The sequence below is a fragment of the Actinomadura syzygii genome (genome assembly GCF_008085905.1).
GTDB classification, from domain to species: Bacteria; Actinomycetota; Actinomycetes; order Streptosporangiales; family Streptosporangiaceae; genus Spirillospora; species Spirillospora syzygii.
Map to the genome: position 1 here is coordinate 206,956 of NZ_VSFF01000013.1, position 19,511 is coordinate 226,466.

The 19,511-nt window shown below is 73.6% G+C and carries 17 protein-coding genes; 15 read left to right on the forward strand and 2 right to left on the reverse strand.

Annotated features, from left to right (window positions below; translation table 11 throughout):
- Positions 1-128 precede the first annotated feature (128 nt).
- The 8 genes from FXF65_RS32930 to FXF65_RS32965 all read left to right on the forward strand — a co-directional run bounded on the left by FXF65_RS32930 (position 129) and on the right by FXF65_RS32965 (position 10,459).
- A complete protein-coding gene (locus FXF65_RS32930; RefSeq protein ID WP_148353968.1) occupies positions 129-791 on the forward strand; it encodes a response regulator in 663 nt (220 codons plus the stop codon).
- Positions 792-917: 126 nt separating this feature from the next.
- Positions 918-2,315, forward strand: a complete 1,398-nt coding sequence (locus FXF65_RS32935; RefSeq protein WP_148353969.1) for a YveK family protein — start codon at positions 918-920, stop codon at positions 2,313-2,315.
- Positions 2,316-2,398: 83 nt separating this feature from the next.
- Positions 2,399-3,544: a DegT/DnrJ/EryC1/StrS family aminotransferase gene (locus tag FXF65_RS32940; RefSeq protein WP_148353970.1), complete on the forward strand. Its 1,146-nt coding sequence runs from the start codon at positions 2,399-2,401 to the stop codon at positions 3,542-3,544.
- A gap of 10 nt (positions 3,545-3,554) precedes the next feature.
- The gene (locus FXF65_RS32945; RefSeq protein WP_148353971.1) at positions 3,555-4,748 is read left to right on the forward strand and encodes a polysaccharide biosynthesis protein; all 1,194 of its coding nucleotides are present in this window, start codon (positions 3,555-3,557) and stop codon (positions 4,746-4,748) included.
- Positions 4,749-4,755: 7 nt separating this feature from the next.
- Positions 4,756-6,012, forward strand: a complete 1,257-nt coding sequence (locus FXF65_RS32950) for a glycosyltransferase (protein WP_148353972.1) — start codon at positions 4,756-4,758, stop codon at positions 6,010-6,012.
- A complete protein-coding gene (locus tag FXF65_RS32955; RefSeq protein ID WP_148353973.1) occupies positions 6,009-8,759 on the forward strand; it encodes a lipopolysaccharide biosynthesis protein in 2,751 nt (916 codons plus the stop codon). The genes FXF65_RS32950 and FXF65_RS32955 overlap by 4 nt, the downstream gene beginning before the upstream one ends.
- Before the next feature lie 4 nt (positions 8,760-8,763).
- The gene (locus tag FXF65_RS32960) at positions 8,764-9,519 is read left to right on the forward strand and encodes a sugar transferase (RefSeq protein ID WP_148353974.1); all 756 of its coding nucleotides are present in this window, start codon (positions 8,764-8,766) and stop codon (positions 9,517-9,519) included.
- Positions 9,520-9,541: 22 nt separating this feature from the next.
- Positions 9,542-10,459 carry a hypothetical protein gene (locus FXF65_RS32965; RefSeq protein WP_148353975.1) on the forward strand — a complete coding sequence of 306 codons (918 nt, stop codon included), beginning with the start codon at positions 9,542-9,544 and terminating at the stop codon, positions 10,457-10,459.
- A 9-nt stretch (positions 10,460-10,468) separates the two neighbouring features.
- Here the strand turns inward: FXF65_RS32965 and FXF65_RS44075 are convergent, their stop codons facing one another.
- Together FXF65_RS44075 and FXF65_RS32970 are read right to left on the reverse strand one after the other, a co-directional pair.
- Complete coding sequence (locus FXF65_RS44075) at positions 10,469-10,618, reverse strand: hypothetical protein (protein ID WP_187412625.1); 150 nt, start codon at positions 10,616-10,618, stop codon at positions 10,469-10,471.
- A 137-nt stretch (positions 10,619-10,755) separates the two neighbouring features.
- Positions 10,756-12,321: a Rieske 2Fe-2S domain-containing protein gene (locus FXF65_RS32970; protein ID WP_222868855.1), complete on the reverse strand. Its 1,566-nt coding sequence runs from the start codon at positions 12,319-12,321 to the stop codon at positions 10,756-10,758.
- A gap of 263 nt (positions 12,322-12,584) precedes the next feature.
- Here FXF65_RS32970 and FXF65_RS32975 point away from each other — a divergent pair, with 263 nt between their 5' ends.
- The 7 genes from FXF65_RS32975 to FXF65_RS33005 all read left to right on the forward strand — a co-directional run bounded on the left by FXF65_RS32975 (position 12,585) and on the right by FXF65_RS33005 (position 19,443).
- On the forward strand, positions 12,585-13,472 hold the full coding sequence (locus FXF65_RS32975; RefSeq protein ID WP_187412626.1) for a sensor histidine kinase: 888 nt from the start codon (positions 12,585-12,587) through the stop codon (positions 13,470-13,472).
- Positions 13,469-14,116 carry a response regulator transcription factor gene (locus FXF65_RS32980; protein WP_148353977.1) on the forward strand — a complete coding sequence of 216 codons (648 nt, stop codon included), beginning with the start codon at positions 13,469-13,471 and terminating at the stop codon, positions 14,114-14,116. The genes FXF65_RS32975 and FXF65_RS32980 overlap by 4 nt, the downstream gene beginning before the upstream one ends.
- A gap of 88 nt (positions 14,117-14,204) precedes the next feature.
- The gene (locus tag FXF65_RS32985; protein ID WP_148353978.1) at positions 14,205-15,158 is read left to right on the forward strand and encodes a cytochrome P450; all 954 of its coding nucleotides are present in this window, start codon (positions 14,205-14,207) and stop codon (positions 15,156-15,158) included.
- 33 nt (positions 15,159-15,191) lie between these two features.
- The gene (locus FXF65_RS32990) at positions 15,192-16,337 is read left to right on the forward strand and encodes an alpha/beta hydrolase (protein ID WP_148353979.1); all 1,146 of its coding nucleotides are present in this window, start codon (positions 15,192-15,194) and stop codon (positions 16,335-16,337) included.
- Positions 16,338-16,347: 10 nt separating this feature from the next.
- The gene (locus FXF65_RS32995; RefSeq protein ID WP_148353980.1) at positions 16,348-17,358 is read left to right on the forward strand and encodes an alpha/beta hydrolase; all 1,011 of its coding nucleotides are present in this window, start codon (positions 16,348-16,350) and stop codon (positions 17,356-17,358) included.
- A gap of 58 nt (positions 17,359-17,416) precedes the next feature.
- Positions 17,417-18,721, forward strand: coding sequence for a sensor histidine kinase (locus FXF65_RS33000; RefSeq protein ID WP_148353981.1), 1,305 nt, complete (start codon positions 17,417-17,419; stop codon positions 18,719-18,721).
- Positions 18,722-18,738: 17 nt separating this feature from the next.
- Positions 18,739-19,443 (forward strand): response regulator, encoded by a 705-nt coding sequence (locus tag FXF65_RS33005; RefSeq protein ID WP_148353982.1) that lies wholly within the window; start codon positions 18,739-18,741, stop codon positions 19,441-19,443.
- Positions 19,444-19,511 lie beyond the last annotated feature (68 nt).

Sequence of the window (19,511 nt, forward strand, 5' to 3'; positions counted from 1 at the left end):
CGACCTCCGCGCGCGTCGCCCGCGCGGAACGGAGGTGCGCGAAACGACCCGAACCCCGCCGGAACAGGACGGACGCAGTACAGCATTTGCAGGATCCGCCGGGCGTCCGCAGCCTTCATGGTCGGTGGATGGAACCGATCCGCGTCCTCATCGTGGACGATCACGCGCTCTTCGCCGAGGCGCTCGCCGCCCGGCTCGGACGCGAGCCAGACCTGGTGATCCTGCCGATCGCCGCCGACGTGCGGCGCGCCCTCGCGCTCGTCGCCACCGAGCGCCCGCGGGTGCTCGTCCTCGACCTGACGCTGGGCGCGGAGAGCGGCCTCGACGTGCTGGAACAGGTCCGCGAGACGCATCCGGACGTCCGGGTCGTGGTGCTGACCGCGACGAGCGGGCTGGACGTCCTGGTGCAGGCCGTCCGGGGCGGCGCGGTGGGCTGGCTGGAGAAGACCGAGGGCGCCGACATGGTCGCCCGGGTGATCAGGTCCGCGGCGCGCAAGGGCGGGTGGATCCCGCCGGACGTGCTGGGCGAGGTCCTGCGGCGGCTCCGCACCGAGGAGGCCGCGCCGGACGCCGGGGCGCAACTGCTGGCGGAGCTGACGCCGCGCGAGCGCGAGGTGCTCCAGTGCATGGTGGACGGCCTCGGCCGCGCCGAGATCGCGGACCGGCTCGGGCTGTCGGCGAACACCGTCCGGACGCACACGCAGAACCTGCTGGCGAAGCTCGACCTGCATTCCGCGCTGGAGGCGATCACGCTCGCGATGCGCGCCGGCATGCGCCCGTCGCACCGGTAGGCCCGAACCGGTGGGCCCGAACCGCCGGCCCCTGGTGCAAACAGCGTAGGCGGGGGTCGTCTTTTGGGCGATTGCGGCGAATAGCCGCGTTCCTACGCTCGCCGTGACGAAGCCGGAGGAATGATCGTGGAGATCGACGAAGTCGCGGCACGGGTGGTCCGCACCTACTGGGCGCTGCTGCTGGTCATGACGGTTCTCCCGTTGACGCTGGTGGCGCTGCTGATGAGCGGGCAGGAGCCGCCGTCGGTGGCCAAGTCGCGGCTGCAGGCGAGCAGCAAGGCGACGGACGCGGCGCCCGGGGACGCGGGCGTGAGCATCGTGGTCAGCCAGGTGAAGGCGTTCGCGACCAGCGAGAACCTGCTGTCCAGGGTGGTGCGCGCGCAGCGTGTGGACCGTTCGACGACGAAGGTCGCGAAGGCGATCGGCGTGACCGGTCTCGGCACGTCCACGGTCGTCGAGCTGTCGGTGAAGGACGCCGATCCCGCCGTCGCGCGGAAGCTGACCGACGCGATCGGCACGGAGGTCGTCCGGGAGATCAACCAGTCGAACCAGGGGTCGATCAAGCAGCAGATCGACGAGATCGACGCGCGGGTCCGGACGCTGGAGCGGCGGCTCGGCCCGCTGTCGCGGCGGGCGGGCGCGCAGCCGAACCCGGACATCGGCGCGGCGAACGAGCGGGAGCGCGTCCAGGCGGAGCTGACCGACCTGCGCTCGAACCGCTCCGACCTGCAGACGCAGCTCATGTCGGCGGGGACGGCGTCGGTCGTCCAGCCCGCGGTGCTCGCGCCGAAGTCGGACCCGGTGGTGATGATGTCCGCCATCGCGGGCCTCGTCGGGCTGATCGGCGGAATCCTGATCGCGGTGGTGGCGGAGATGGTCCGGCCGACGATCCCGGGGCAGCGGCGGGTCGCGCGGCGGCTCGGGGTGCCGCTGCTCGGCTGGGCCGACCAGGGGCCCGCGCAGCTCGCCGACCTCGGCCGCCGCGTCCGGCTCGCCGCGAAGAAGGAGGGCGTCGGACGGGTCACGCTGGTCGGCGCGCCCGGCCCGCTGCCCGCCGAGCTGGTGTCGTCGGTGGCGGCGGCCGTGTACGGGGACGCGACGAAGGTCGTCACCACCACCACCGCCCAGCCGGGACGCGACGAAGACGACGATGACGACGACGGGCCGTCCGGGAAGGGCGGGGACGGGCCGTCGCTCAACAGCAGCGGGTCCACCGGGAAGAGCACGTCGGTGGTGCGGGCGCGGCCGGGGACGGCGGTGCTGGCGAAGAAGCCCGCCGCCGTGACGTCGACGGAGACCACGCAGCCCGTCCCGGTCCGGCAGCTGTGCCACGTGCACGCCTTCGAGGACATCGACCCCGGCGCCGACGACGAGGTCGGCGTGGTGGTCGCGGTCGGCCCGGTGACGACGGTCGCCGGGCTGGAGACGGTTCGGGATCTGGTCGCCGCGTCCGGGTGGCCGCTGCTCGGGGTCGTCGGCACGTCCCGCAAGACCGCGGCGCCGAGGAAAGGCCGCGTCCCGTAAGAGCCCGCGTCCCGTAGGAGCCGCTCCCCTAAAAGCACCGCGTCCGCAGAGCCTTCTCGTTCCGCTAGATCAAGGGGTGGTCCATGAGTTCGTCCGTTCCGTTCACGGTTCCGTCGGTGGCCGGCGAGGTCTCAGACGCCGTCGTCAAGGTGCTCGACTCGGGGTGGATCACGACGGGGCCGCAGACGGCCGCGTTCGAGCAGGAGTTCGCCGACTACCTCGGCGCCGCGCACGTGGTGATGGTCGCGTCCTGCACGACGGCGATCGAACTGTGCCTCCGCGCCCTCGACCTGCCGCCCGGCTCGGTCGTGCTGACCCCCAGCCTGACGTTCTGCGGCGCGATCAACGCGATCCTGCACGCGGGGCACCGGCCCGTGCTGGTGGACATCGACGAGGACACGCTCGTCCCGAGCCCGGCGACCGTCGCGGCGGCGGCGGAACGGTCCCGGCCGGCGGCGATGATCGTCCAGAACCAGGGCGGATATCCGGTGGACGTCGCCGCGCTGGCCGAGGCGGCGGGCCTCGACCGGAGCCGGGTCGTCGAGGACGCGGCGCACGGCCCCGGCGCGCAGCGGGACGGCAAGCCGGTCGGGTCGGAGTCGCAGGCCGCGTGCTTCTCCTTCTACGCGACGAAGAACATGCCGATCGGCGAGGGCGGCGCGGTGGCGTCCGCCGACCAGGAGTTCGCCGACCGGGTCCGCGCGATGCGCATGCACGGGATGAGCAAGGACTCCTGGAAGCGCTACCTGCCCGGCGGGAGCTGGCGGTACGACGTGAAGACGGTCGGGCTGAAGGCGAACATGACGGACGTCCAGTCCGCGATCGGGCGGGCGCAGCTCGCCGCGCTGCCCGGCTGGCAGAAGGACCGCGCCGACCTCGTCGCCCGCTACGACGCGATGCTGCGAGACCTGCCGGGGCTCGTCCTGCCGCAGCGGAACCTGGACGGCGTCACGCACGCCTGGCACCTCTACCAGGTCCGCGTCCAGGACCGGGACGCGATCAGCGCGGAGCTCGAAGCGGCGGGCGTCGCGACGTCCGTGCACTTCATCCCGGCCAACCAGATGACCGCCTACCAGGCGATCCTCGGCGCGGAGGAGTGCGCGTCGGTGCCGGTGACCGACCGGGTCGGTGAGGAACTGCTGTCGCTGCCGCTGTATCCGGGGCTGTCGGCGGACGGGCAGGACCGGGTCGTCGCCGCGCTCACCGAGGCGCTGCGGACCCGGGGCTGAGGAGCCGACCGTGCGCAGGTTCCTGCCGCGCCGCGCCGCGGTTCCGCCGCCGCCGGGGCCCGTCCCGGTCAGCCCGCTGGCGCTGCTGATGGGACGGGACGAGGTCGTCCTCGCGGGCGACCGCGGCCGGCGGCTCGTGCGCGGCCGGCGGGTGCTCGTGACCGGGGCGTGCGGCACGATCGGCCGCGCCCTGTGCCGCCAGGTCGGACGGCTGGAACCGGCGTCGCTGTGCCTCGCCGACAAGGACGGCGAGGCCCTGGAACGGCTCGGCGCGGCCTGCCTCGCGGACCCGGCGTGCGGCCCGGTGACGCTCGCCGAGGTGGACGTCCGGGACGGGGACGGCGTCGCCGGACTCGTCCGGGACGCCCGTCCCGAGCTGGTGTTCCACACCGCCGGGCGGAGCGACCTCACCGACGTCGAGCGGGACCCGTGCGGCGGCGTCGCCGCGAACGTCCTCGGCACCCGGCACGTCATCGACTGCGCGGTGCGGCACGACGTGCGGCGGCTCGTGTTCGTGTCGTCGGACAAGGCCGCCGACCCGACGTCGGTGCTCGGCGCGACGATGCGGCTCGGCGAGCTGCTGCTGCGGACCGCGACCGGCGGCCCGACCTGCTTCGCCGCCGTCCGCGTCGGGAACGTGATCGGCGAGGCGGAGCCGCTGCTCAGCCTGCTCGCGCACCGGATCTCCTCCGGCGAGACCGTCACCATCACCCACCCCGAGGTGGCGCGCCACTTCATGACGGTGACGGAGGCCGCCGGGCTGCTGATCGAGGCGGCGGCGATGGCGGAGGAGGCGGAGACGTTCGTCCTGGACATGGGGCGGCCCGTCCCGGTGGTCGACCTCGTCCACCGGTACGCCGAACAGCTCAGGCTGCCGGAGGTGACGATCCGGTTCAGCGGCCTCGGCCCCGGCGAGAAGCTCGCGGAGAAGGCGTTCGCCGACTCCGAGCGGCGGCTGCGCACCGCGCACCCGAAGATCTGGGCGACCCGGCCCGCCGCGCCGCCCGCCCGGCTGCCCCAGCTCCTGGACGAGCTGGAGGACGCCGCCGGGGCGGGCGACGACGACGCCGTCCGGCTGCTGCTGCGCCGCCTGCTCCCCGAGTACCACCCCGTCCGGCGTCCGGCGCCCGCCGGCGACCCGCGGCCGCCCGCGCCGTCCCGGCTCTGCGACGCCGGGTGCAGCCCCGATCCTCCCCGCCTGTGAGGTGCCCGTGAGTTCAACCAGGAAGCTCAGAGTCGCCACGGTGATCACCCGGTTCAACGGGGGCGCCGGGCAGGTCGCGCTGAACGGCGCGCTGGCCCTGCCGGAGGGCGGCTACGAGCGCGCGATCGTCACCGGCGGCGTCGGCATGGACAGCAAGGCGCGCGGTTCCGGTCCGGCCTCCCCGGAAACCGCCGACTCGTCCGCGCGAAACGGCGTCCTCTACGGGGACGAGGCCGTCGCGAACGCCGCCGCCGGTGACCTCACCCCGCGGGCGCACGCCGCGGGGATGGAGATCGTGCAGGTGGGGCCGCTGGTCCCGCAGATCTCGCCGCGCGACGACATGGCCGCGCTGAAGACGCTGACCCGCGTGCTCGCGGAGGGGCGGTACGACGTCGTCCACACGCACAGCGCGAAGGGCGGCGTGATCGGACGGGTCGCGGCGGCGCGGGCGGGCGTCCCGCGCATCGTCCACACGTGGCACGGGTTCCCGTTCAACGAGTTCCAGTCGTGGCCGCGCCGACGCCTATACATACGCCTCGAACGGATCGCGGCGAAGCGCACCGACGCGTTCCTCGCGATCGGGTCGGAGACGGTGACGACCGCGCTGCGCCTCGGCCTGACGACGCCGGAGCGGGTGCGGCTGTCGTGGCCCGCCGTGGACGTCGCCGCGTACGCGACCGCGCCCGGGTCCCGCGCGCAGGCGCGCCGCCGCCTCGACCTGCCGCTCGGCGTGAAGGTCGTCGGGTCGGTCGGGCGGCTGACGTTCCAGAAGGGCCCGGAGGTCTTCGCGAAGGCGATCGCGCGGCTGCCGGACGACGTGTTCGGCCTGTGGGTCGGCGGCGGCCCGATGGCGGACGAGCTGGCGGAGCTGACCGCGAAGCTCGGCATCGGCGACCGGATGCGCTGGCTCGGGCACCGCGACGACGTCGCCGACGTGCTGCCCGCGTTCGACGTGATGGCGATGGCCAGCCGGTGGGAGGGCCTGCCGTGCGTGCTGGTCGAGGCGATCGGGGCGGGGATCCCGCTGGTCGCGACGGCCGTCCCGTCCAACCAGGACCTGGTGCTCGCGGGCGAGACGGGGATGCTCGTCCGGCCCGAGGACCCGGCGGGGCTCGCCGGGGCGATCTCCGCGCTGCTGGACGACCCGTCCGCCGCCGCGCGGATGGCGGAGCGGGCTCGTGAGCGGGTCGGCGACTGGTTCTCGCCCGCGCACCTCGGCGTCGTCCTGGACGAGACCTACCGAGGGAGCTCGCACCGCCCATGACCGCGCCGCCCATGACCGCGACGATCGACGCCCCGGCCCGCCCCTTCGCGGAGGGCGCACCGCCCTTGAAGCGGCGGCTGCGGGCGACGTCCGTGGTGCTGGTCGCGGGCATCGCCTCGCTGCCGCTGCTGATGCCCGCCGGGCTGCCGCCCGGCCCGGGGAACACGGGGCTGCCGGACGTCGCGCTCGTCGGCGTCACCGCGACCATGCTGCTGTGGGCGGGGACGCGGCGGCTGCCGGTCCGGTGGCCGTTCCTGCTCCCCACCCTGCTGACGATCATCGCGGGCGGGATCGCCGCCGTCGTCAACGACGCGGGCGCGCTCACCCTCGTCAAGGACCTGTTCGTGCTGCTCTGGGCGGTGAGCATCGCGAACCTCGGACGCGACCCGGCGCTGCTCAAGGTCGCGCTGCGCGCGTTCGTGTGGATCGGCACGTGCTACGCGCTCGTGATGATCACCGGTTTCGTGCTGGGGATCGAGGCGCTGTCGGGCAAGCAGCTCGACGGCGAGCGCGCGATGTTCACGTTCGGCGACGCGAACTACGCGTCCAACTGGTTCATCTGCGTCTACTTCATCGCGCGGGCGACGCGGTTCCCGGCCACGCCGTGGCGGCGCTGGACGGTCTGCGGCGTCCTGCTCGCCGCCGAGGTGCTCACCGGCTCGAACGGCGGGCTCCTCGCGCTGGTCGCCGCGATCCTGCTCGGGTACCTGTTCCGGCTGTTTCGCGAGGGGAAGGCGCACCACGCGATAGCGGTCGGCGCGCTCGCCGTGTTCGTCGGGGGCGGCGGCATCGCGGTCGTCACGCAGGTGGACATCCAGCCGCTGCTGGACCGGGCGAGCGAGGCGTCCCCGATCCTGCGCGACTCCATCGGACGGACGACCGGGGAGAGCACCAACTCGCGCAGCACGGTCCTCGCCACCACCGTCCAGATGATCGAGGACCAGACGCATCCGTGGGGCATCGGGCCGGGCCGGACCGAGGCGGAGATGCTGATCCGGCAGGAGACGTACGTCCGGGAGGCGCACAACGACTACGTCGCCTCCGTGCTGGAACGCGGGTTCCTGGGTGGCGTCGCGCTGATCCTGCTGGTTTTCGTTCTGCTGTTGAAGTGCGTGCGGATCGCGCGGCGGAACGCGCTGACGCGAGAGTATGCGCGGCTGGTTCCGCGTCCGGAGCTGTTCGGCGCGCTGGTCGCGGTCTTCCTCATCTCTGGGCTTTTCTACGAGACATTGCATTACCGACATGGGTGGGCGTTCTTCGGGCTGATCGCGGCGCTCGATCTGTTCGGACGGAGAGAGGCCGCGCCCGAGGCGGTCACTACGCAAAGAAGGCGCAGCGGGATCCGCGTCGCTTCTCGGCAGACCGCGCCGCCGCCGGTGAAGCCCGTCGCGAAGCCCGTCCTCGAAAAGGAGCCCGCCCCGGAAAAGGAGCCCGAGGAGGCGAGTGCGGCCAAGCTCAAGCGGCGGCTGATCGGGCTCGTCGCCGGGAACATGGCCGGGCGGATCGGCGCGCTCGCCTCGCTCGGCATCGCGACGATCATGGTCGCGCGGATCGGCGGGCCGAAGCTCGTCGGCGCGTTCACACTGGTCAGGATCCTGCCGGGGCTGCTGTGCCAGTTGTCCAGCGCGGGCCTGCCGGGCGCCGCGCCGTTCTTCCTCGCGCGCGACGGCTACGACCAGAGCCGGGTGCGGCCGACGCTCGCCTGGCTGACGGTGATCGGCGCGACGATCTCCGGGGTCGGGTGGCTCGCGCTGAGCCCGCTGGTCTTCCTCGTGTTCTTCAAGTCGTTCGGGTTCTGGGTGACGGTCGCGGCGGCCGTCCCGTCGTTCACGCAGGGGTTCGTGTCCGTCGGCAAGGGCCTCCTCCAGGGGACGGACGACCAGCCGGGCGCGAGCCTCGCCATCGCCGTCGAGGAGTTCGTGTTCCTGCCGATCTACCTCGTCCTCCTCACCGGCTGGTACGGGCCGGGCGCGCTGATCGCCGGGCTGGTGCTCGCCGACATAGCGGCCGCGGCGTGGATCGCGCGGCGGCTCGCGCGGCGCGGCTTCTTCGCCGGATGGGGACGCCCCGACCCGAAGCTCGGCCGGTCGATCGCCGGGTACGGGTTCCGCGGCTACCTCGGCCAGCTCATCGACCTGCTGCAACTCCGGTTCGACATGGCGCTGCTCGGCGCGCTCGCCGGGCCGAAGGTGCTCGGCGTGTACACGGTCGCCAGCAAGTTCGCGGAACTCGTGCAACTCCCCGGACTCGCGGTCAACTACGTGCTCTATCCGGACTTCGCGAAGGAAGACCGGGAGACCGCGACGAAACGCACGTCCCGGCTGATCCTGCCCGCGCTCGGCGTCTCGGTGCTCGCCGCGCTGCCGCTCGCGCTCGTCGCCGGGACCGCGCTGCCCTGGATCTTCGGGGACGTGTTCGACGACGCGGTCGTGCCCACCTACATCAGGCTGGCCGGGGTCGTCACGTTCGGCGTCACCGGACTGATCATGGCCTACCTGTACGGGGTCGGACGGCCCGGCGCCGCGTCCACCGGGCAGGGCATCGGCCTCGTGGTCGTCGTGGTGCTCGGCGCCGTGCTGATCCCGACGCACGGCGCGACCGGCGCGGCGGTCGCCACGTCCCTGTCGTTCGTCGCGACGACGGCGGCGCTGCTGGTCTGGTTCCAGCGCGTCAAGAACACGACTCCGAAGACCGCGTCCGTGAAGACCACGTCCGTGAAAACCACGTCTTCTACAGGCAAGGGGTGACCCCATGTCCGAGGACCACGCCGCGCTGCCGAGCCGTCCCGTCGACCCGTCCGACGGCGTCCCGCCGTCCAGGGCGCGCCGCGTGCTGGACGTCGTCGGCGCGGTCGCCGGGCTGCTGCTGCTCAGCGTCCCGCTGCTGGTCGTGTTCGCGCTGGTGAAACTGTCCAGCCGGGGGCCGGGCGTGTTCCGGCAGACGCGCGTCGGGCAGGGCGGGCGGCCGTTCGTCATGTACAAGTTCCGGACGATGCGGCAGGGCGTCGGCGGCCTCACCGTCACCGCCAACTGCGACCCGCGGCTCACCCGGATCGGCAAGCTGCTGCGGCAGTGGTCGCTGGACGAGCTGCCGCAGCTCGTGAACGTCCTGCGCGGGCAGATGACGCTGGTCGGGCCGCGTCCGGAGACCTACGACCTCGCCGTCCACTACCCGCCGGACTGCCGCTGGATCTTCGACCACCGGCCGGGGCTGACCGGGGTGTCGGAGGTCCGGTTCCGCGACTTCGACGTGCTCGGGCCGGGCGAGGAGGTCGACCTCGTCAACTACATCGAGCGGATCGTCCCGGCGCGGGTCGCGGTGGACGCCGTCTACCTGACCGACCCGTCGATGCGCGCCACGATCGGCGCGATCTGGGACACCGTCAAGCACATCCTCGGCTTCACCGTCCCGCCGCTCCAGGTGGGCGGGGCCGGGCCCGGGACGGGGGCCGTCCAGGAGACGGCGGCGCACGCCGCCGCCGCGAAGGAGCCCGGCTCCGCCGCCTGACCACCGTTCTCGGGAGGACGCCATGGACATCCGGGACGTGCCCGTCAAGGTCTGGGCCGTCGCGGGCACGCTGCTGCTCGCGGCCGGCGTCCTGCTCTACGCGCAGCACAGGTCGTCCGGCTACGAGCCGTACGACGGGCCGCTCGCCACGCCCGGCACACCCGCCGCGAAGCCCGGCGAGACGCGGCGGATCGCGCTGAACACGCAGCCGTCCGACTATCCCCGGCTCCAGGCGCTCGGCTACGACCTCGTGGACGTGAAGCCGGACGCCTCCCTCCTCGCGGGCGTCCCCGCGGGCATGCGGGCGCTGCTGTGGGTCGGCAACTTCACCTGCGGCGACTTCGAGCTGGGCTTCGAGGACTTCCAGAAGGCCGTCCAGCGGTTCGGGCACGACCCGAAGGTCTACGGCTGGTACCTGTCGGACGAGCCGAACCCCGGCGGATGCCCCGACGTCGCGAAGGAGATCCGGCGGCGCGCCGAGTACGTCCGGCGGCACGCGCCCGGCCAGATCACGTTCATCTCCCTCACCGACTGGCCGATGAAACCGCTCGCGCCGGGCCGCGTCGGCGTCGACCTGATCGGGCTCGACCCGTACCCGTGCAAGGGCTCGACGAAGGCCGAGGACCGCTGCGACATCGGGGCGATCGACCGGATGGTCCGGATGGCGGACGACGCGGGCATCCCCCGCGCCAAGGTCGCGCCGGTGCTCCAGACGTTCGGGCAGAGCTGCTCGAACGGCGACAAGAAGTACTGGATGCCGACCCAGGACCAGTTCAAGCAGATCCTCGCCCGCTGGGACCGGCTCACGCCCCGTCCGCCGCTGGAGATCTCCTACTCCTGGGGACGCCAGCACGAATGGGCCTGCCCCACCCTCGCCGACGCCTCCGGCGGCGCCCATCCGGACCTGCAAAGCATCATGAAGGCCCGAAACAGCCAGTGACCTGGTAAATCAGTCGCCGACGTTGTCGGCGATCGCCGGGTGTTCACCGCCGGACGGCACCGGGAAGTCCATTGATCCGAGCTTCAACGCCAGGATTTCCATCACACCGACAATCAACACGAAGGCGACGGCCATCAGGCCGAGCTTCGTGCGGTTCAACCCGCGCAACCCTTTACCCCCCACACGAACAGGCAAGAAACCTAACACGCCGTAAGCATGGTCATATGCCGGACACGCCAAAATGCGGCACCCCCCGGCCCCGGTGCGCCCGGGACCGGGGGACGTGTCGCCCTCTTTCAACCGATCCTGCGGCTGGTGAGGTTGGCGGCGCGTGCGTTGACGCACTCGCCGGTCGCGAGGTCGAAGGCGAAGTTGTGCGCCAGGCAGTGGATCCGGCCGTCCCGCAGGACGGCCCCGACCGACAGGTCCTCGCCCGCGTGCGGGCAGTAGCGGGGGATGTCGTAGCGGCCGCCGTCGCAGTCGACGGTGATCCGCTCGGACTCGTCGCGTCCCGTCTCGTACGCCTCGACGGCCATCAGCGCGGGCGCGTTGGCGTGCTTGAGGAGGCCGACGAGGTAGTCGTTGTAGACGTCGGGGTCGCGGTAGAGGCTGAGGCGGAACGAGATCAGCAGGTCCTCCCAGGCCATCCGGCCGGTGAGGACGCCGTCCAGCCAGCGTCCGGCGGTGGTGATCCGGTAGTGCGGGCGGACGTCCGGGGACGCCTCGGCGACGGTGAGCCCGTCCGGCCCGAAGTCGACGTCCCAGACCCCGCCGTTCGGGCCGGTGATCTCGAACCGGACGACCATCGCGATCTGCCGGAGGAAGTAGTCGCTGAGCCCGCCGAGCCGGTGGAAGTGCGCGGCGAACCGGTCGAACAGGCCGGGGCCCGGTTCGGGGTTCTCCGCCAGCACCTCGGCGATGGCGCCCGCGCGGTCGGCGGCGTACCGCTCCAAGTACGCGGGACGGTCGGCGTCCGCGAACGAGAACTCCGCCGACACCGGGTCGCGGACGACGTCGCCCGTGTCCAGGTCGAGGACGTCGCCGGGCTTGAAGTAGTCCCAGCGCTGCCCCGGCAGGTGCTCGCGCAGCCAGTCGGTCGACACCTCCGGGTCGCAGAACGCGCCGTCCTTCTGACCGAGCACCCGGTTGAGGGCGGCGACCTCGTCGTCCAGGAAACAGGGCGGCCCGGCGAACGGGACGGCCAGCTCCGGCGCCGTCTGCCGGACGAGCCGCTGCGCCGCGCGCAGTTTCGACACCCGCTTGTCCATCGAAATCTTGGCCATTTCGGCGGCCGGGTACTCGTAGCAGATCGGATGCCACGAAGCGCCGGACGTCTGCAACGCCATCAGGTCCAGTCGGCCGCCCGCGAGGTGTTTGGCGCGGCGCGCCTGCGCGGCGGTCAGCCGGGCGTCGTTGCAGTGCAGGATCCCGCGCCCGTCGGCCACCACGAGAAAGGCCGCGTCATGGCACATCGGGGAGAGTTCCGGAATCGCGGTGATCCAGGATCCCTGATTGTCGAGCGGGAATTTCTCCCAGTCCGCCAACTCGATTACCTGGCGGCCGGCCGCGGCCGCCGTCATCCGCTCCCGGAAGGCCGGTCCCGGATAGCGCGGAATGAGGATTCGGGTCCGCGCCGGAAGCCGGTCGATGACCCATGGGTCGAAATGATCTAGGTGTTCGTGCGACACCGCGACCCAGTCCGCGTCCAGCAGCGGGCCGAGATCCAGGTGATCGTTTCTCGGATACTGGTGCCAGGCTCCGAGAAAGGCCCCCGTTGGAGCGAGCCACGGGTCCGCTAGCAGGTGGAACGCGGCCGCGTCCACCGCAACCCCCGCATGTCCGAGAAATGTGACCTTCGGCATGTGCAGATTGTGCGCCGACGGGCCCGCGGGCGCACCCGCAGTAATACGCAAAGCGGCTACGCCGTAGGCATGAAAGAAAGGCCGACAAGTGAACTGACAATCCCGTCGCGACGCACCGTCAAACAGAATGGTTCACCCTCTGATCTGCATGTCCACTTCTGGTCAGCCACTGGTCTGTTGCGGTCAATTGACTGGACATAGGCGGCGGTGCCGGGCGACCGTCATAGACGTGCTGGAATAGCGGACGGGGGTTCCTCATGGACATGGGGCGGTCACGGTCGTCCCCGGCGGACGGACGGGTGGGCGTGGGGACGCTCCCGGCCGGGCCGGGGCCCGGGGGCCACGACAGGCCGCACGACGGGCCGCCGCCGGCCGGCGGCGGCGGTCACCTGCTCTGGCGGCGCAGGCTCAGGCACGACATCCGCCACGAGCTCGGCACGATCATCATGCTGGCGTCGGCCGTCGTCGTCGCGGAGGACGTCGGCGAGACCAGCCGGGCCCGCATCGAGCAGCTCCTCGGCGAGACCAGGTGGCTCGACCACCTGCTGCGGCGGCTCGACGAGGACGACGCGGAGGAGTACGGCGGCGGCAGGCCGCTGCCGAGCCCGGAGCGCATCCGGGTGGACGACCTGACGGCCGAGGTCGTGACCGGGATGCGGCTCTCCACCACGCACGAGGTGTGCTTCGCGGGTGGCGAGGCGTGGGCCCACATGGACCCGGTCGCGCTGTGGCGGGCGGTCCGCAACGTCCTCGACAACGCGTGCCGCGTCGCGGAGGGGCGCGTCGACGTGCGGGTCGAGGCCGACCAGGGCTGGATCGCGATCCAGGTCGACGACGACGGGCCCGGCTTCGGCGCCACCGGCGCGGAGTCCCGCGGCGCCGAGCCTCCGCGCGGGCGGGCGCGGCGGGGGCTCGCCTCGCTCGGCCTCGGCATCGTGCACGACCTGATCTCCGGCTACGGCGGCAGCCTGGAGATCCGCACCTGCGAGATGGGCGGGGCGCGCGTCCGCATGCTGCTGCCCGCCGCGCCGCCGCCCGAGAACCCGGTCGGCCCGCCGACCGTGCCCGGCTCACCGAACGTGCCCGGCTCCCTCAGCGCCGCGGGGACCCCCGCCGACCCGCACGGCGACGACTGGCGGCGCCATCCATGAAAATGATCATCTGCGACGACCACGCGGTCTTCGCCGAGTCGCTGTCCCTCGTCCTCGCCGACGCCGGGCACAGCGTCCTCGCGGTGACCTACTCGCCCGCGGAGGCGCTGCCGGTGCTGCGCGCGCGGCGGCCGGACGTCTGCCTGATCGACCTGCAGTTCCCGTCCGGCACCGCGCTCGACTGGATGCCGCGGCTGCGCGCCGCGGCGCCGGGCACGCGGTTCGTCGTCCTCACCGGGTTCCTGGAGCAGCCGGTGCTGGACGCCGGGATCGCGGCGGGCGTGCGCGGGTTCGCGCACAAGGGCCAGCAGGCCCGCGACATCCTCACCGTGCTGCGCCGCGTCGAGGACGGCGAGGTCGTCGTCGACCAGGCGGCCCGGCGCGGCGGCGGCCGCCCGCGCAGCCAGGCGGAGCAGGTCGCGCGGTTCCTCACCCCGCGCGAGCGCGAGGTCCTCACCCGGCTCGCGCGCGGCGAGTCGACGCAGGCGCTCGCGAAGGCGATGGGGGTGACGCGCAGCACGGCGCGCAGCCACGTGCAGAGCGTGCTGAGCAAGCTCGGCGTGCACTCGCAGCGCGAGGCGGTGATCGAGGCGGCCAGGCACGGGCTGGTCAGCGTGGAGACGGGCGAGTGGCTCGCCGGTTGACGTAGTCCCGCAGGTATGGGACGGCCGAATCCGGCCCTTCAGGGTTCGGCCGTGACGCGTTAGCGTCCGCCTTGAAGAGGAGGTGCCCATGCCTCACCGGCGAGGTGTCCTGCCGACCGCTCTGCCCATCACCGACGCGGGCGCGCTCGACCGCGCGGACACCTACGCCCGCGGCATCCCGCACGACCGGCTGGAGCGCCTCCGCGCCAAGACGCCGGTGGTGTGGCTGGACGGGCGCGCCGCCGGACGCCCCGGCTCGTGGGCGGTGCTGCGCTACGCGGACGTCCAGCACGCGCTCGTCCACCCGGAGCTGTTCGCGCCGCAGGGCGACGGCGTCGTGCACGGCCCGGCGACCGACCTCGGCGGCGACAGGGGCCCCGGCCTCGGCTTCGGCCCCGACCCCGGCGGGCACTCCCCGGACGGCGGGCCCGGCGACGCGCACGACGCAGCGCTCATCGACATGGATCCTCCCGCGCGGGCGCTGCTGGCGCGCGTCCCGTCCAAGGAGCCGGTGGACTTCGTCGGCGAGGTCGTCGGCGACCTTCCCGAGACGCTGCGGAACACTCTCGCCGGGGGCCTGTACGCCCTGCTCCGCCATCCGGCGCAGTTCGCGCGGCTCCGCGAGGAGCGCTACGACGAGGGGCTCGTCGACAGCGCCGTCGAGGAGATGCTGCGCTGGTGGACGCCCGTCCTCCAGGTGTGGCGGGTCGTGCAGCGCGGCACCGTGATCGGGGGTGTGCCGCTGCTCGCCGGAGAGCGGGTTACGCTTTGGCTTGTGTCCGCGAACCACGACGACGAGGTGTTCGCCGAGCCTCGGCAGTTCCTCCCCGAGCGGTTCCTGCGGGACGTCCGGTCGCATCTCTGCTTCGGGTTCGGGCAGCGCGCGTGCCTCGGCGCGCGGCTGGCGCGGGTGCACCTGCGCGCCCTGCTCGACGCGGTGCTGGAACGCCCGGGGCTGCCGCAGCTCGCGGGCGAGCCGGTGCCGGTGCGGTCGAGCGCGCGGCACGGGTTCGAGCATCTGCCCATCCGCTGGACGGCCTGAACCCCGTCCGGCCCGAGCACCGTAGGTCTTCGAGTGGGACTGACGAGCTGGGGGACGTTCGGCCTGCTGGCCTTAGCCGCGGTCGGATGCATGGCCGCGGTCGTGGCCATCTGGCCGAAGGCGGCCGCGAAGCGGAGACGGGCGGTGGCGGCGCGGGCGGCGATGCTCGCCGGATGCCAGCTCGTCGTGCTGCTGGCGCTGGTCACGGCCCTGAACGCGCACTACCTGTTCTACGGGTCCTGGACGGACCTGGTCAGCGCGGCGGGCGGCGGCGTCGGGCCGCCGGGCAACCCGGCGCTCAAGGCGAGCGCCACCGGCGGCGGCTCGCGGATCGTGGTCCGGACGGCGCGTCCCGACCTCTCCCCCGGCGCGGGCGGGAAGCACGCGCCCGCGCGGGACGGCCAGGTCGAGCGCGTCGTCATCCAGGGCGTCCGCACCGGGCTGTCGGCGGAGGAGTACGTGTACCTGCCGCCGCAGTACTTCCAGGCGGCGTACGCGACCCGCCGGTTCCCCGTCGTGCTGTTCCTCGCCGGATACCCGGCCGCCGACCGGCTCGTCTGGATCAGGCGCGGGCACATCCCCGAGGACGTGGCGCAGGCCCAGGCCGCGCACCGCATCCAGCCGATGATCTACGTGATGGCGCGGCCGACCGTGGTCGCCGGCTGGGACACCGAGTGCGCCGACGTGCCCGGCGGCCCGCAGGTCGAGACGTTCTTCGCGCAGGACGTCCCGGAGGCGGTCGCCGCGACGTACCGGACGGCGCGCGGCCGGAGCGGCTGGGGCGTCGCCGGATACTCGACGGGCGGCTTCTGCGCCGCGAAGCTCGCCATGCTCCACTCGGACCGGTTCTCCGCCGGGGTCAGCATGGCCGGGCACTTCCACGCGCTGCTCGACACGACGACCCGCGACCTGTACGGCGGCAGCCCGGCCCTCCGGCGGAACAGCAACCTGATCTGGCGGGTGCGGAACCTCCCCCCGCCGCCGGTGTCGCTGCTGGTCGCGTCGGCGGACGTCGGCGAGAAGACGTTCCCGTCGGCGCGGACGTTCATGAAGGCCGCGCGTCCGCCGCTGATGGTCGACGAACTGCTCCTGCCGTCCGGCGGCCACAACTTCAAGACGTTCCGGAAGTACATCCCGCCGTCGATCAGATGGCTGAGCGCGCGTCTGCGGGGCGAGTGACGTGGAACCCGTGAGCGTCGCCTTCATCGGCCCGGTCAGCCTGCTGGCGCTCGGCGCCGTCGTCGCCGCGCTCGTGCTGTGGCGGCGGGCCGCCGGGCCCGGACCGCGCGCGGTGCTCGCCCGGAGCGGGCTGCTGCTCGCCGCGCAGTGCGCGCTGACCGCGTCGGTCGTCCTGCTCGCCAACCGGTACTTCGTGTTCTACCCGACCTGGGACGACCTGCTCGGCAACACCCCCGAGGGCGCGCGGGTGGCGCACGTCCAGGTGCAGGGGCCGCGGGCCGCGCCCGCGAAGCGCACCGGCACCGAGGCGCGGTCCGGCGGCGGCCGGGTCGACGTCCTGGACGTCCGCGGCGCGCGCAGCGGGATCGACGCCAAGGCGCGCGTCTACCTGCCGAAACGGTACTTCGATCCGGGCGCGCAGCCGCTGCCGGTGGCCGTCGTCCTGACGGCGGGCGACGGCGAGCCGACGATCCCGGCGGACGCCCGGCAGACGATCTACGTGGCCGTGCCGCTCCCGGGCGGCCGCTGCCAGGACGTGCCGGGGCGCACCGGGGGCCCGCTGGCCGAGACGTTCCTCGCCGCCGACCTGCCCGCCGCGCTCGCCGACGCCTACCACGTGCCGCCGACCCGCGACGGGTGGGGCGTCGCCGGGGACGGCCCCGCCGCCGGGCGGTGCGCGGCCCGGCTCGCCATGCTGCACTCCGACCGGTTCGCCGCCGTCGCGACCCTCGACGCCCGCTTCGACGAGCCGCGCGGCGACGCGGCGCCGTACGGCGGCAGCGAGGCGATCCGGCGGAGCGACGACCTGCCGTGGCGGCTGCGGAACGTCCCGCCGCCGCCGGTGTGGCTGCTGGCCGCCGCCGACCGGGACGGCCCCGACGCCGGGCAGGCGCGGCGGTTCGTCTCGCTCGTCCGGCCGCCGATGCGCGCCGAGACGCTCCTCCTCGCGCATTCCGGCGGGGAGCTGACGGACGTCCTGCGGCGGCTCGGGGACCGGCTCCTGCTACCTCCCAGGGAGTAGGGGCGCCGTCTCCCGGCGGCCGACGCGGGTCCGGGCGCCGATGTCCTAACGTGCAGGCATGAGCACCTCACCGGTCCGTCCGCACTGGCCGCGCCCGTCCGCGTGGCCGGTGTGGGTCGTGCCGGCGCTGCTCGCGTTCGTGCAGGTCGTCGGGTCGCTGGGCGCGGAGCACGGGGGGCCGCGGCACGGGCCCGGGTCGTCCGGCCCGCCCTGGGCGGACGGCGGGTCCGGCGGGCTCGACGTCGGCCACCGGGAGCTCGGGCCGCTCGGCCTCGCCCTGCTGCTCGCCGGACCGGCGCTGCTGCTGCTGCGCCGCCGCCGGCCGGTGTTCACGCTCGGCGCGGTCGCCGCCGTGACGGCCCTCTACCTGCTGCGCGCCTACACCTACGGGCCCGCGCCGTTCTCCCTCGCCGTCGCGCTGATGGCGGCCGTCGTCGCCGGGCACCGGCTCGCCGCCTGGGCGGGCACCGGCGTCGGCCTCGCCGCCTACCTCGGGCTCACCGCGCTGATCGGCGGCTCGGAGCAGGACCGCGGCCACGGCGGGGTGTTCCCGGTGGAGCGGCCGAGCCTCACCGACGTGACGTTCGTCGTCGGCTGGGCGCTGGTGGTGCTGGTGACGTCGGAGCTCGTCCGGATGCGGGCGCAGCGGGCCGCGGAGGCCGCCCGCATCCGCGCCGAGAAGGAGCGCCGCGAGGCCAGCGAGGAGCGGCTGCGGATGGCCCGCGAGCTGCACGACGTCCTCGCCCACAACATCTCGATGATCAACGTGCAGGCGGGCGTGGCGCTGCACCTGATGGACCAGAACCCCGAGCAGGCCCGCACCGCGCTCGCCGCGATCAAGGACGCGAGCAAGGAGGCGCTCACCGAGATGCGCGGGGTGATCGGCGCGCTGCGGGCGGAGGGCGAGACCGCGCCGCGCTCCCCCACCGCCGGGCTCGACCGGCTCGACGACCTGCTCGACCGCGCCCGCTCCGCCGGGCTGCGGGTGCACGCCGAGGTCACCGGGGAGCGGCGGCCGCCGCACTCGGGCGCCGACCTCGCGGCGTTCCGGATCGTCCAGGAGTCGCTGACGAACGTGGGCCGCCATGCCGGGCCGGGGCCGGTGACGGCCCGCGTCCGGATCGCCTACGGTGAACACGACATCGAGGTCCGGGTCGAGGACGACGGCCGGGGGGTGTCCCTCCTCGACGACGACCCGGACGGGACCGGGTCCGGCATCCGGGGCATGCGGGAGCGGGCGGCGGCGCTCGGCGGCGAGTTCGAGGCCGGGCCGCGGCCGGGCGGCGGGTTCCGGGTGCGGGCGCGGCTCCCCCTCGGCGACCGACCGGGCGACGAACCCGGCGAAGCGTCGGGCGATCGGTGAGGCGGGGAGGACGGGACATGCGCTACTCCGACGGGTCGGCGGCCGGGGACGGCTCCCCGATCAAGGTGCTGCTGGCCGACGACCAGGTGCTCGTCCGGGCCGGGTTCCGGGCGCTGCTGGACGCGCAGGCCGACATCGAGGTCGTCGGCGAGGCGAGCGACGGCGAGGAGGCCGTCGCGCGGGCGCGGTCGCTGCGTCCCGACGTCATCCTGATGGACATCCGCATGCCCGGCCTGGACGGCCTTGAGGCGACCCGGCGGATCGCGTCGGACGAACGGCTGTCCGGCGTGCGGATCGTGATCCTCACCACGTTCGAGTTGGACGAGTACGTCTTCGAGGCGCTGCGCGGCGGCGCGAGCGGGTTCCTCGTCAAGGACACCGAGCCGGTCGAGCTGCTCCACGCGGTGCGGGCCGTCGCGGCGGGCGACGCGCTGCTGTCCCCGAGCGTGACCAGGCGGTTGATCGCCGAGTTCGCGGCGCGGGCGAAGGAGCCCGCGGCGTCGCCCCGGCTGAACGCGCTCACCGAGCGCGAGCGGGAGGTCATGGCGCTCGTCGGGGAGGGCCTGTCGAACGAGGAGATCGCGGCGCGCCTGGTGGTGAGCCCGGCCACCGCGAAGACGCACGTCAGCCGCACGATGGTGAAGCTCGGCGCGCGCGACCGCGCCCAGCTCGTCGTCTTCGCCTACGAGTCGGGGCTGGTCAAACCGGGCTGGCTGCCCTAGTAATTCTTACTCCTGGGCGATTCACTGTTGTCGTCCGATCGGTGTGGCAGGGTGGACGGCGGGGCCGC

What these genes read in the sequence shown, in the direction of transcription:
- FXF65_RS32930 (WP_148353968.1), top strand. Translation starts at nt 129, where the DNA reads ATGGAACCGATCCGCGTCCTCATCGTGGACGATCACGCGCTCTTCGCC.
- FXF65_RS32940 (WP_148353970.1), top strand. Translation starts at nt 2,399, where the DNA reads ATGAGTTCGTCCGTTCCGTTCACGGTTCCGTCGGTGGCCGGCGAGGTC.
- FXF65_RS32955 (WP_148353973.1), top strand. Translation starts at nt 6,009, where the DNA reads ATGACCGCGCCGCCCATGACCGCGACGATCGACGCCCCGGCCCGCCCC.
- FXF65_RS32960 (WP_148353974.1), top strand. Translation starts at nt 8,764, where the DNA reads ATGTCCGAGGACCACGCCGCGCTGCCGAGCCGTCCCGTCGACCCGTCC.
- FXF65_RS32965 (WP_148353975.1), top strand. Translation starts at nt 9,542, where the DNA reads ATGGACATCCGGGACGTGCCCGTCAAGGTCTGGGCCGTCGCGGGCACG.
- FXF65_RS32970 (WP_222868855.1), bottom strand. Translation starts at nt 12,321, where the DNA reads ATGCCGAAGGTCACATTTCTCGGACATGCGGGGGTTGCGGTGGACGCG.
- FXF65_RS32975 (WP_187412626.1), top strand. Translation starts at nt 12,585, where the DNA reads ATGGGGCGGTCACGGTCGTCCCCGGCGGACGGACGGGTGGGCGTGGGG.
- FXF65_RS32980 (WP_148353977.1), top strand. Translation starts at nt 13,469, where the DNA reads ATGAAAATGATCATCTGCGACGACCACGCGGTCTTCGCCGAGTCGCTG.
- FXF65_RS32985 (WP_148353978.1), top strand. Translation starts at nt 14,205, where the DNA reads ATGCCTCACCGGCGAGGTGTCCTGCCGACCGCTCTGCCCATCACCGAC.
- FXF65_RS33000 (WP_148353981.1), top strand. Translation starts at nt 17,417, where the DNA reads ATGAGCACCTCACCGGTCCGTCCGCACTGGCCGCGCCCGTCCGCGTGG.
- FXF65_RS33005 (WP_148353982.1), top strand. Translation starts at nt 18,739, where the DNA reads ATGCGCTACTCCGACGGGTCGGCGGCCGGGGACGGCTCCCCGATCAAG.